This window comes from Dyella thiooxydans (assembly GCF_001641285.1).
Lineage (GTDB): Bacteria > Pseudomonadota > Gammaproteobacteria > Xanthomonadales > Rhodanobacteraceae > Dyella_A > Dyella_A thiooxydans.
In genome coordinates, this window is sequence record NZ_CP014841.1 from 1,520,679 (window position 1) to 1,533,216 (window position 12,538).

General features: G+C 65.6%; 12 protein-coding genes. 7 read left to right on the forward strand and 5 right to left on the reverse strand.

Features of this window, described 5'->3' with window-relative positions:
* Positions 1-163: 163 nt before the first annotated feature.
* The 7 genes from ATSB10_RS06960 to ATSB10_RS06990 all read left to right on the forward strand — a co-directional run bounded on the left by ATSB10_RS06960 (position 164) and on the right by ATSB10_RS06990 (position 6,867).
* On the forward strand, positions 164-532 hold the full coding sequence (locus ATSB10_RS06960; RefSeq protein WP_063671579.1) for an ArsR/SmtB family transcription factor: 369 nt from the start codon (positions 164-166) through the stop codon (positions 530-532).
* The gene (locus ATSB10_RS06965; RefSeq protein WP_063671580.1) at positions 529-1,068 is read left to right on the forward strand and encodes an SRPBCC family protein; all 540 of its coding nucleotides are present in this window, start codon (positions 529-531) and stop codon (positions 1,066-1,068) included. Before ATSB10_RS06960 ends, ATSB10_RS06965 begins: the two co-directional genes overlap by 4 nt.
* Before the next feature lie 106 nt (positions 1,069-1,174).
* Positions 1,175-1,723, forward strand: coding sequence for a peroxiredoxin (locus tag ATSB10_RS06970; RefSeq protein WP_063671582.1), 549 nt, complete (start codon positions 1,175-1,177; stop codon positions 1,721-1,723).
* A 91-nt stretch (positions 1,724-1,814) separates the two neighbouring features.
* Positions 1,815-2,636, forward strand: coding sequence for an SAM-dependent methyltransferase (locus tag ATSB10_RS06975; protein ID WP_484488884.1), 822 nt, complete (start codon positions 1,815-1,817; stop codon positions 2,634-2,636).
* Entirely contained in the window at positions 2,608-2,955 is a 348-nt protein-coding gene (locus ATSB10_RS06980; protein WP_236886515.1) for a hypothetical protein, read from the forward strand. The genes ATSB10_RS06975 and ATSB10_RS06980 overlap by 29 nt, the downstream gene beginning before the upstream one ends.
* A gap of 31 nt (positions 2,956-2,986) precedes the next feature.
* Positions 2,987-4,780: a GGDEF domain-containing protein gene (locus ATSB10_RS06985; RefSeq protein WP_063671584.1), complete on the forward strand. Its 1,794-nt coding sequence runs from the start codon at positions 2,987-2,989 to the stop codon at positions 4,778-4,780.
* Positions 4,781-5,067: 287 nt separating this feature from the next.
* Positions 5,068-6,867: a GGDEF domain-containing protein gene (locus tag ATSB10_RS06990; protein ID WP_063671586.1), complete on the forward strand. Its 1,800-nt coding sequence runs from the start codon at positions 5,068-5,070 to the stop codon at positions 6,865-6,867.
* Positions 6,868-6,873: 6 nt separating this feature from the next.
* On the opposite strand, the gene ATSB10_RS18900 is transcribed toward ATSB10_RS06990, so the two are convergent.
* From ATSB10_RS18900 to ATSB10_RS07015, 5 genes are all read right to left on the reverse strand, one after another.
* On the reverse strand, positions 6,874-7,803 hold the full coding sequence (locus tag ATSB10_RS18900) for a GGDEF domain-containing protein (protein WP_169816705.1): 930 nt from the start codon (positions 7,801-7,803) through the stop codon (positions 6,874-6,876).
* Between the two features lie 289 nt (positions 7,804-8,092).
* Positions 8,093-8,896 carry an SGNH/GDSL hydrolase family protein gene (locus tag ATSB10_RS07000; RefSeq protein ID WP_063671588.1) on the reverse strand — a complete coding sequence of 268 codons (804 nt, stop codon included), beginning with the start codon at positions 8,894-8,896 and terminating at the stop codon, positions 8,093-8,095.
* A 66-nt stretch (positions 8,897-8,962) separates the two neighbouring features.
* Positions 8,963-9,328: a hypothetical protein gene (locus ATSB10_RS07005; RefSeq protein ID WP_063671589.1), complete on the reverse strand. Its 366-nt coding sequence runs from the start codon at positions 9,326-9,328 to the stop codon at positions 8,963-8,965.
* Between the two features lie 165 nt (positions 9,329-9,493).
* Positions 9,494-11,446, reverse strand: coding sequence for a M61 family metallopeptidase (locus ATSB10_RS07010; protein WP_063671590.1), 1,953 nt, complete (start codon positions 11,444-11,446; stop codon positions 9,494-9,496).
* 181 nt (positions 11,447-11,627) lie between these two features.
* Positions 11,628-12,446 (reverse strand): HDOD domain-containing protein, encoded by an 819-nt coding sequence (locus ATSB10_RS07015; protein WP_063671591.1) that lies wholly within the window; start codon positions 12,444-12,446, stop codon positions 11,628-11,630.
* Positions 12,447-12,538: the final 92 nt, after the last annotated feature.

The window sequence follows — 12,538 nt, forward strand, 5'->3', positions numbered from 1 at the left end:
CCGGTGACGGGAATAACCCCGCGGACGATCGCCGTGACTGACCGCATCTCACCGCGACGCGGACCCACCCGACTTCAGGCGATGCCCTGGTGGCGGCCCCCTCCCAGGAAGATCATTCAACCAAAAGGTTGATATTCCCCGTGACCGGCATATATTCAACCCCATGGTTGAGCAAGCATCTTCTCAGCTCGACGCGATCTTCCACGCCCTAGGCGATGCCACCCGGCGTCACATGCTGCGCGAACTGGCGCAGGGTGAACGCACCGTCGGCCAACTGGCCGAACCCTTCGCCATGTCGCTCGCCGCCGCCTCCAAGCACGTCCGCACGCTGGAGAACGCCGGCCTGATCCGGCGCGACATCCGCGGTCGCACCCATCTCTGCCGGCTCGAACCCGGCCCGCTGGCCAGCGCCAATGCCTGGCTGACCTTCTACGAACGCTTCTGGACCCAGCGCCTGGACGCGCTCGAACACGCCCTCCAGTCGGAGAGCCCCACCACGTCCAAGTCATCCCGGAAAGGAGACGCCCCATGAGTGCACGCACCCTGCAGAACGCCTACGGCACCCTCACCGAGCCGACCACGCTCACCGTGCAGCGCCGCCTACCCGGGCCCATCGAACGCGTGTGGGCCTACCTCACCGACAGCGACCTGCGCCGCCAGTGGCTGGCTGCCGGCGACATGCCGATGGAGGTCGGCGCGAAGGTCGAGCTGGTCTGGCGCAACGACGAGCTCACCGATCCGCCGGGCCGGCGCCCCGAGGGCTTTCCCAACGAGCACCGCATGAGCTGCCGGATCACCGAACTCGACCCGCCGCATCGGCTGGCCATCACCTGGGGCAGCACCGGCGGCGTCAGCTTCGTGCTGGCCGAGGACGGGGACCGGGACGGAGTGCTGCTCAGCGTGACCCACCGCCGTGTCGACGAGCGCAGCACGCTGTTGAATGTCAGCACCGGCTGGCACATGCACCTGGACGTGCTGGTCGCCCGCCTCACCGGGCAGCAGCCCGCGCCGTTCTGGGATCGCTGGACCGGCCTCCGGCACGAGTACGAGCGGCGCACGCCCGTCTGATAGCGGATTCCGCGCCCGCGCCGACCACGCCAGGCACGCCGGCAACATCCACGACAGGCAAACCCGCGTATAACAGCGGGTCTGCCCTGTCCCAAGGAGTGTCGCCATGAAGTTCGTGTCCAAGCTGGCCGCTTTCGCCCTCGTGGGCGTCGCCGCCCTCGCTTCCCCCGCCCATGCAGCACTCAAGGAAGGCGCCCAGGCTCCCGGCTTCACCCTGCCCGCCTACCTCGCCGGCCAGCCTTTCACCTTCAAGCTGGCCGACGCGCTGAAGAAAGGGCCGGTGGTGGTGTACTTCTTCCCGGCGGCACATACGGCCGGCTGCAATCTCGAGGCCCACCTGTTCTCGCAGGCGATCGACAAGTTCAAGGCCATGCACGCCACGGTGATTGGCGTGACTGCCGGCAATACCGACCAGTTGGCGGCATTCTCGAAGGAAACCGAGCACTGCAGCGGCAAGTTCCCGGTGGCCGCCGACGAGGGCGCCAAGGTCGCCAAGCAGTACGACGCCACGCTGATGATGCGTCCGGGCTGGTCCGACCGTACCTCGTACGTCATCGATTCCAGCGGCAAGATCACCTACGTGTACTCGGCGCTCAATCCGAACAAGCACGTGGAGAACACGCTGGATGCCGTGAAGGCGCTGGAACACAAGTAAACGCTTTCATGTGTGGAGCGCCTGACCATCGTGTCGGGCGTCTCCCCTTTTCCATGTCATTCGCCGTAACATCCGACGGATGACTTCTTCCGTGAAACCGATCACAGCCGAAGCCCCGCGCGGCAGCATCGCCTGCGTGGGAGTCGGCATGACCCTGGGCTCGCATCTCACGCCGCTGGCGCGCAGCCATATCCAGCAAGCCGACGTGGTGTTTACCGCGGTATCCGATCACGTCGTGGCGCTGTGGCTGGAACGCATGCACCCGGACGTGCGCAGCCTTCATGGCTACTACGGGCACGGTAAATCACGCATGATCACCTACAAGGAGTGGGTGTCAGTGATGATGGCTGAAGTCAGGGCGGGAAAGCGGGTATGCGGTGTTTTCTACGGTCACCCCGGGGTCTTCGCCTGGTCGCCCCACAAGGTAATCGAACTGGCGCGGTCCGAAGGGTACCTCGCCCATATGGAGCCAGGCATTTCTGCCGAAGACTGCCTCTATGCCGACCTCGGCATCGACCCCGGGCGATTTGGCTGCCAGCATTTCGAAGCAAGCCAACTCCTCCTATACGAACGCCGCATAGATCCTTCCGCGTACCTCGTGCTTTGGCAGGCCGGTCTGGTTGGCGACTTGTCCCTCACGCGCTTTTCCACCGGTGCGGCTTATCGGCGAGTACTCGTTCAACGATTGGCCGAGGACTACCCGCTGGACCACCAAGTCATTGTCTACAGTGCACCAACACTGCCGATACAACAGCCGGAGATCGTCCGCGTAGCGCTTCGGGAGCTACCCGAAGTTGCCATGACCGCCAAGGAGACCGTCGTAGTGCCGCCGGCGATCCCGCTAAAGCAGAATCTGGCAATCCGGGCCGTCTTGGAGGCCCTGGATGCCGAAGCAGCTCGATTGCCCACCTGACGTCGGGGTGTCGAGATTCACTAACCGCTGGAAACTGAAGCAGGGGGATTTCAAGATGAGCCATACGGTCGAATTACTGGAGGCGATCGGAGCCAACGCCGAACTGCGTCACGCAGACAGGGACTCGCTTGCCGCCAAGTTGCGCGAGATTGGGGCAAGCAGCTCGTTGCAAGCGGCGGTCGCCTCTGGCAACGCTATGGATCTGAAGTCAGAGCTTGGGCATCGTCAGATGGGGGAGCCTCAGATCGTCCACTCTCCGGGCAAGGAAGATGAAGAGGTCCCCGATGAGGACGACGACGAGGACAAGGATGGCGAGTAAGCTGCTCGCTCGCCAGGATTGAGTCAGACGCATGACTCGGGGAAAAGGTAGGGGTAGCTTTTGGCTTGTTGCCGCCGTCGTTTTCGCGACGGTGGTTTTTTGCTGCCCGGCATTCTGCACGCAGGCCGGAAGCTCTCCTGCCATCGGAGATCCTGCAGCATTTCTTGCGCAGACCGAGAGTTTGCGCATCAAGGATCATCGGCTATTCGCCCAGCGCCTTGCCCTACTCCACCGCGTGTCCCCCACACTCACCCCAGCCGAGCAGTGGCAGCTGAAGTATCTCGACGCGCTCGAATCTTCGCTGGACGGCAATTTCGCAGCAGCAACCGAGCCGCTAAGGGACGTGATCGATCATTCCGGTGACGTTGATCTTGCGGCGAAAGCTTCCGCGGCCCTGTTGACCAACCTCACGGCGACGCATCGCTACGAAGCTGCATTCAAGCTCGCCAACGAGATGACCCTCAATCTACCGAAGCTCCGTTCCCGGGAGTCACGATTCCAGACCCTGGGCGCGTTGTCGCAGATGCTTAATTTTGCGGGCCAGACGGAGCTGGCCACAAAATATGCGCAGATGATGATGAACACGATCCCGGAAAACGCTACCGAATGCGATCCGGATTTCAAACTGGCAGCGGCCTTGTCCAATGCCGACAAGCTCAGATCGTCAAGCACCGAGCTCGCCAGGGTCATCAAAACTTGCACTGCGGCACACGAACCGGTGGTTACCGCGGCCGCGGAGCTCATCCTCAGCTCGCTTTACCTCAAGGAGAAGCAGCCATCAAAGGCCCTCTCCGTACTGAATCAAATCAATCCGACGGTCATCAAGAATCGATACTACCCGCACCTGTTGTCGTCACTGTCACAGCGGGCGCAGGCCTACGAGCAACTTGGTCAGGACGAAAACGCCAAAAAGGCCGCCAAGGAAGCAATCGCCATAGCCAAGCCCGGCGAGATCAGTGGGTATCTCCGCTCGGCACTCGAGGTGCTCTACAAGATTGCCAGGAAGGAGGGCAATGCGGCCGACGCACTCAACTATTACGAGCAGTTCGTAGTTCAGGACAAAGGCTATATGAACGACCTCAGCGTTCCGGTCATTGCCTACCAGACCGTCCAGCAAAAGGTACTCACACAGAAGCTCGAGGCCGAGAGCCTCAGCAAGCAAAACCGGATTCTGACCCTGCAGCAGGAACTGGATGCCAAAGCGGTTGAAACCAGTCGGCTGTATATCGTGCTGCTGCTGATCGGCCTGACCGGCATCGTGCTGTGGCTGCTGCGCCTGAAACATTCGCAGCTCCGTTTCAAGCGCATGGCCACCCGTGACGGTCTGACCGGCATCCTCAATCATCAGCACTTCATCAACGAATCCGAGCGACAGCTCCGCCACCTGGAACGCAAATCGGGGCATGCCAGCCTGCTGTGGATGGACCTGGATCATTTCAAGCAGATCAACGATACCCATGGCCACGCCGCCGGTGACGCCGTGCTGCGCCATATCGTGGCGGTCTGCAACGATCATCTGCGCCCCGGCGACCTGTTCGGGCGCCTGGGCGGCGAGGAATTCGGCATCCTGCTGCTGGAATGCGAGCGGGACCACGCCATCGCCATTGCCGATCGCATCCGCCTGGCGATCGAAGGCAATCCCCTGGAGCACGAGGGCATGATGCTGAAGGTTTCCGCCAGCGTCGGTATCGCCTCCACCTACAACGCGGGACATGCCCTGCAGCGACTGTGCCGACAGGCCGACGCCGCGCTCTACCGGGCCAAGCGCGACGGCCGTAACCGGGTGATCGCGGATGCGGGGGAAGGCACTTCTGTTTTCGTATGACCTGCCGCTCGCGACTCCAGGATTCCCCAGGCGTGAAATCCACGCCCCCCCCGCCTTCCGCCCGGACATCAACCTTTCCGCTCCGCTGCCGTCATTGCAGGGAGCGCCGGGCATCCCGGCATTCGTTGACTGTTCGAGGAAAGGATGTTGTTGAGCTTCCCCCACGCAGGGCCGGCGGCCCGGTCCAGGTGTGATCACCAAATGGCCATGGACAGGGTCAGCCTGCGCGTCTGTTCGGCGCCGTGTGTCGGCACCCCCGCACCAGGGCGAAGCTGATTGCGACTGACATGTCTCCTCGCCGCCTTTCCCGCCCGTTCCGACTGACCGCCGCCGTGCTTGCCACGGCCCTGTCGTTGTGGGCGGCATGGGCGACTGCCGCGATCACCGACGTCGGGGGCTTCCTGGACCAGACCGAGAGCATCCGGCTGAGCGACCATTCGCGCTTCGTGCAGAAGCTCGCGCAGATCCGCCAGGAAGCTCCGGCGATGACCTCGTCGCAGCAGTGGCGGCTGCGCTATCTGGAGGGTTGGGAGTCCGCCTTCGAGGGCGACTACCCCACGGCGGAAACCCGGCTGAAAGACGTGGCCAGCCACTCCGGCGACATCAACCTCGCCGCCAAGGCCGGGGCGCTCTTGCTGAGCGTCCAAGTCCTGAACCAGAAGTACGACGATGCCTACCGGGGGGCTGCGGCGATGGTCGCCAGACTGCCGGGCGTCACCAGCAACGATGCCCGCCAGACGGTGTTGCACAACCTGTCCCAGGTACTCGACTTTGCCGGCCAGCCCGACCTGGCGCTGAAGTACGCCCGAATGATGCGGGATCCGTTGCCCGCCGGTGATTCACCGTGCGACAGCATGGCGCTGGAGATCGCCGCGCTGGAAAGCCTGGGGAAGCTCAACTCGTCCAGCGCGGGATTAAGGCAGACCATCCAGACATGCCTCGCCGCCGGGAAACTGGTAATCGCGGACACCGCCCGACTGATCCAGGTCGACCGCTACCTTGCCGAGCACCGGCCGCGAGACGCGCTCGAACTGGTCGAGCGCACTGCCGCGGATATCCGCAGCACCGGTTATTACCCGCACTTGCTGGCGATGCGGTTGCAGCGAGCCCAGGCCAACCTGGCACTGGGCCATGATGCCGAAGCCGAGCAGGCGGCCAGGCGCGTCATCGCGATGAGTACCGCCGACGACAAGAGCATTCATCTGGCCGACGCCTACCACGTGCTCTACGAGATCGAGAAAAAGCACGGCCACGGCATGGCGGCGCTGGACGACTACGAGCACTACGTCACGCTGAACACGAGCTACCTCAACGACGTGTCCGCGCGTGCGCTCGCCTACCAGCGCGTGCAGCAGGACCTGCTCGCCCAGAAAATGCAGAACGAAGCGCTGGAGCGGCAGAACCAGGTCCTGCGCCTGCGGCAATCGCTCACTGAACAAGCGGCACGCACCACCCGACTCTATGCCTTACTGCTGCTCGGGCTGCTGACCCTCCTGGTGCTCTGGCTGCTGCGGGTCAAGCGCCTGCAGCTGCGCTTCCGCGAGATGGCGCGCCGGGACGGACTCACCGGCATCCTCAACCACCAGCACTTCATGCAGGAAGCCGAGACCCTGGTGGCCGAGCAGGCGAAGCGATCCGGCAACGTGGCGCTCGCGCTGATCGACCTGGATCACTTCAAGCAGATCAACGACGTCCACGGCCACGTGACCGGAGACCTGGCGCTGCGCCATATCGTGTCGGTGGTGCAGGCCTGGCTGCGCCCCGGCGACCTGTTCGGTCGCCTGGGTGGCGAGGAATTCGGCCTGCTGCTGAGCGGCTGTGCGCACGACGACTGCGTCGCCCTTGCCGAACACATCCGCGAGGCCGTGGCGGCGACACCGCTCCGTCTGGACGATGAGCCGATCGTCGTCACCGCAAGCATCGGCATGGCGTTTGCCGAGCGAGTGGGCTTCGACCTGTCCCGGCTGTTCCACCACGCCGATGCCACGCTCTACGCAGCGAAGCGGGCCGGCCGCAACCGGGTCATGACCGAGCTCACCGACGAGGATCTGCTCGGCCGTTCAGTGCGCGATCCCCGTCCCGCCTGAACCCGCCTAAAGGTGCCTGCGCACCGTACCCGGCACCAATTGCGCCATCATCGTTTCGTCAGCCGCGACGGCATGGTTGCGGCCGCGCTGCTTGGCTGCATACAGCGCCGCGTCCGCCCGCGCGAACAGCTCGTCGAGCTGGTAACCCTGATCGGGATCGGCCTGGGCCACGCCCAGGCTGAGCGTCAGGCCAGGGACCGGCGGCTCGGCGTGCGGAGCGCGTGCGGCAACCGCCAGGCGGAGGGTCTCGGCCAGCGAGAGCGTGCGCGCGGCATCCTGGCCCGGGCTGGCGATCATGAATTCGTCGCCGCCGAAGCGACCGAACAGATCGTCGCTGACCAGGTGCTCACGCACCACGCCGACCACCAGCGCCAGCGCCGCGTCACCCACCAGGTGGCCGTGGCGATCGTTGATCTGCTTGAAGTGATCCAGGTCGAACACGATCAGGCTGAGCGGCTGGCCGTACTTGGACAAGTGGTCGATCCGGTCGCGCAGCTCGGCCCCGAACGCCTGCCGGTTGAGCGTGCCGGTGAGAGGATCGTGCATGGACAGGTGTTGCAGCTTCTCCGACTTGCGCTGCAGGTGGCTGTGGGCTGACTTCAGCACGCGCTGTTGGCGCGCCAGCCGCTCGGTCTCCGCTTTCAGCCGCTGGCTGTGGCGCCAGGCCGTCCACCAGGCAGCGGCCAGTACGGCCAGCAGCACCAGCCACGGCCAGGTCGGCGCCTTGTGGGACTCCGGGGGCGAACCGGGAGCGGCTCTCGCTCCCGCCGGCAAGGCGTCCGCCACGCTGACCGGCGGCGGCGCCGAAGCGGCCGGAGTCGGGATGGATGCAGCAGGCGCGGGCGCCACCCGGGATGCCGTCGCTGGCGTCTCCGGCTGCAAGCCGGCGGTGTGCCCGGAGTCGCTCGCCACGCGTGCGGGAGCGGGCGCCGTCACGATGGGCACCGTGGCTGGCAACGTCGCCGGCTGCCGCATTGCCTCCGGTGGTGGTGGCGGCGGGAATCGACGCGGTGGCGGCATGCCGGGCGGAGGTGGCGGTGGCGGCGGACGCATCCCGCGCGGCGGCGGAAAACGAGCCGGGTCCCCCTGCTGCCCGTGCGCGGGCATCATGCCGGCACAAGCCAACACGGCGGCCACCAGCAAGCCAGCCAGTCGATGCATTCCCCTGGACTCCCCTGTGAATCCCCTTCACTTTAGCGGGAGCCATCGGGAGCTGCCATGCCACTCAGCGCACGCGGGGCGACTCTGCCAGCGCCGTGTCGATCGCCCTGAGCGCCAGCGGTGCCATGATCGCGTACCCGGCCGGCGTCGGATGCACGCCGTCTACGGCGAGCTGGTGATCCAGCCCGCCCCGTGCATTGGCCAGCGCGTCGTAATAGTCGAGATAGACCGCGCCCTGCGCCTTCGCATAGGCCTTCAACCATGCGTTCAGCGCGCGGATCCGACCTGCCGGCTGCAGTCCCGGGTGCCAGGGATAGTCGGTGGTCGGCAGCACCGAAGCGAGAATCACGCGTATGCCGTGGGTCCGGGCCAGCTCGGCCATCGAGCGGAAGTTGTCCTCGATCATCGGCAAGCTGGCCAGTCCGGTATTGCCGGCGATGTCGTTGGTACCGGCCAGGATCACCACGGCCGCCGGGTGCAGATCGATCACGTCCTGCCGGAAGCGGACCACCATCTGCGCGGTAGTCTGGCCGGAGATCCCCCGGTTGACGAACGGTTTGCCGGGAAAGAACGTCGTGCCGGGCGCTCGCCCCCACGCGTCGGTGATCGAATCACCGTAGAACACCACGCGCTGCTCGCCGGGCTTCGGCGCCACCAGCCGCCGGTTGTCCGCGCGGTAGCGCTGCAGTTGCGGCCAGTCGGCCAGCAGCTGCTGCATCGAGTCGATCTGCGCCAGGTCCAGCGATGACGGAGGCGCGGTATAGAGCGGATTGATCGCCTGTGGCGCCCCATCTTTTCCGCCGGACGCCAAGGCATTCCAGGACAGGGCCAGCAGCAGGCCGGCAACCACGGGCAACACTCGAGACATCCGGACAACTCCACGACAGACCGATTCGGCACACGTTAGCGCAATGCGCCACGGCACTCGACTGGATCAGTTGTAGGTTTGCACCACCAGCAGCGGCCGCTGGCCCGTGGATGACGCCGACGCCGCCTGATCGCCGAATTGCCGGAGCGCGGGCAGCGACTCATGGTCGTTCAGGCGGATCACCTCGCGGCGGTAGGTCGAGGGATTGCCTGCATCGCCCCCGCCACCGTCGGCGACCGGCGCGCCACACGAAAACGCCCGGGCTGGCCCGCCCACCTCGGCGGGCAGACGCGTCACCGGGCCTGCGGCGCAGGTGGGCGTGACCACCGCTCCGGAAAACTGGATCAGTCCTTCACCGGCCCAGGCCAGGCTCAAGCCGACGGCAACGAGCTCGAGCGCGACGGCAAACGCACCACGCCATTCATTCCGCATGACCGCACCTCCCAGGTGTGTCGCGGGAGCCTCGGCGGACTCCCGCACCCGACGTCGTCCCTATCGGATGGCCACTCTGCCCCTACCAGGGCCGGCGGCAGTTGATTGATGTCAACTGCCGCCGGCCAATAATGTGATTCAAATCACATTATTGAAGCGTGACGACTATTTCTGCGCGGCGATGATCTGGTCCAGGTAGTCCGGCGTGCCCTTGACCCGCTCCAGGTGCGGGTACTGCAGGCCGCCGTGGTAGTCGACCGCCACATGCCGGTAGCCGCCCTGGTACTTCAGCAGCAGGTCGATCGGTGCCTGGCCGGTTTTCGCGGCCGTGATCGCCTGCTTCAGCACGTCCTTGGAATAGTCCTGCCCGTTCACTGCGACGAGGGTCGCGCCGGTGCTGACGCCCGCCTTGAACGCCGGACCGTCCCAGCGCACGTCGTTGATCACGCCACCGTCGGCCATGGTCAGGCCGATCGACCAGGTGAAGTTGTAGAGATGGCGAGACGATTCCGATCGGCTGTTGTACTGCTTCTCGTAAGGGCTTTCCTGGTCGGTGTAGACCAGCTTCCAGCCGGTGCCCGCCAGACCGTCCAGCAGCGGCGGATCCAGCATGTCGACGCGCTGGCGCAGGAACGTTGCCCAGTCGTACTTCGCCACCCCATCGAGCGCGGCGACCACGTCGTCGAAGGTGTAGGTCTTGGTCACGTAGCTGCCGTTGTCGACGCCGAAGAACGCCCTGGCGAAATCGTCCAGCGACTTGTGGTCATGGGTGAGCGCGCGCAGCTTGGCATCCACGGCGAGCCAGACCATCTGGCCGGCGCTGTAGTACTCCTCGCTCATCTGCCAGCTGCGGTACGGCAGCGCGGCGCGTCGGGCCGCAGTCGGGTCGTTGGTGGTGTCCTCCAGCGTGCGCCACCGGAAGCCCTCGCGGTTGCGGTCGTAGTTCGCGGCCACCATCGCCAGCGCGTCGCGGAACTGCTCCGGCGTCCACATCCCGGCACGCGCGGTCAGCACGAAGCCCCAGTACTGGGTCTGACCCTCGTAGACCCACAGCAGGGAGTCGCCCATCGGCACGTTGAAGTTGGGCGTCCACAAGTCCGCGCCACGGCGGAACTTGCCGTTCCACGAGTGGGTGAATTCGTGCGCGAGCAGGTCGCGCCCGGGCGCCGCGTCGTCCCAGGCGGTGAAGTAGTCGGCGCCCAGGCCGTTCTCGCTGGACTGGTGATGCTCGAGGCCGTTGCCGCCCAGTTCGTCGGAGAGCGAGAACAGGAAGTCGTAGTGGTCGTAGTGATGCGATCCGAACAGCTTGGTGGCCTGCACCGCCAGGTTGCGGTGCACCTGCACCTGGTGCGGCGTCATCACCAGGTACTTCGGCGCATCGGCGACCACATCCAGGTGCACCGGCGCCCCGCCTGGCGGGGTCAGATCCACCCGCTTGAAGTACTTGCCCGCGTAGATCGGGGAGTCGACCAGGTGGTTGAAGGTGACCGGCTTGAAGGTGGTCGTGTCGCCCGACTGCGCGGCAGTCTCCAGCGCGCTGCCGAACTGCCAGCCCTCCGGCAGGCTCACGCTGGGCGCGAAGGTGATCCGCCGCGAGTAATAGCCCGCCGGGTACAGCGCCACCTTGTTCCATTCCAGGTCGAGCATACGGTCGGTCATCTCGAAACCGCCGCGGCGATCGGACAGGTACTGGAATGACACGTCGAGGCTGGACACGCCCGCCGGCACGTCGAGATGAAACGCATAGACGTCGTACTTGTCGCGCGTCCACCTGAGCGGCTTGCCATCGGCCCGGACTTCCAGCCCGGCCAGCATGGCGATCGGGCCCGTCGGCGAATGGTCGCCCGGAATCCACTGCGGATACAGCAGCGTGAACGGACCGGGCTTCACCGGCACGGTCTCGTGCACGCGGTAGATGCCCTGCCGGGTGTCGCTGGCATCGACGTGGATGGCCACGGTGCCCGGATACGGCACGTCCTGCGGCGCCGGCACGTTGCCGCTGCGTGATGACTGGGCGCTGGCGACCGCGCTGCCCAGGACCAGTGCAATAGCCAATGTGACACGCGAAAAATTGCGGTTCGCGGCGAGCGGCGAACCGTTGGCGGGAAGGGAGAACATGGACGGCTCCAGCAGCGGTGGTAAACCCCGGAACTTAGCACCCGCCGGCACACGATGGGCCGTGCCGGAAGCCATCTGGCGATGGCTTCGTCCGGATCCGGGCGCCTGCCCCCCTCAAACCCCTTCGAGTAATACGCCGCGGCGGACACTCACGCAGGAGCCGGCGACGGCAACACCGCAGCTAGCCAAGCACCTCGGCGAAGGCGCCGTCGGCCTCCAGCGTCTTTGGCAACAGCCGGAACACGACATCGAGCTGCACGCCCTCCATCAAAGGACCGTCCGCGGCGAGGCGGGCTTCGTCGCCGATGCCGCCGTGAGCGTCCAACGCATCGGCAATGTGCACGGCCTGCGCCACCAGCAGCGGCATGACGGACCCGGCCGGCGCCTGCATTGGCCGGGCCTGGTAGGCGATCGCGTGCTGGATAAGGCGTGGCAGGTTCCAGCGTCGTGCGAGCTCCGCTCCGACCTCCGGGTAACCGAACCCCGACTGCAACGCCCCCTCCTCGCCATGGGCCGTGGACGACGCAGCCTGTTGCAGCAGCTTCGCGTACTCCGGCGCGGCCGTCTGGATCAGCAATTCGCCGAGGTTGTGCATCATGCCGCAGATGAACGCGGCCTCGGCATCGATGCCGCGCTGCCGGGCCAGCAGCCGGCCGATACTGGCGACTTCGAAACTGCGTCGCCAGAAGCGCTTCAGGTCGAAGCGGCCTTCGGGACGGAAGACGCCGGTGACCGCCGAGGCGAGCACCAGCGTGCGCAGCATGTTGAAGCCCAGGCGCAGCGCCGCTTCGGCCACATGCGTGCAGTCGCGGGCCCCGTGGAAGCGCGCCGAGTTCGCCAGCTGCAGCACCTTGGCGGCAATCACCGGATCGCGCTCGATGGTGTGGGCAAGCTCGTCGATATTCGTGTCGGGATCGTCGAACTGACGCAGCAGCTCCTGCGCCACCTCAGGCACGGTGGGCATGTCGTGCAGCTTCTCGAACAGCTCGTCCAGAATCATGCGCACCTCGCGCGCCGGATGGAATACATGCCCGCTGGAACCACCAGCGGCATCGCCGACCGGTGGCCGGCATCTAGGTCTATCGGCATCTC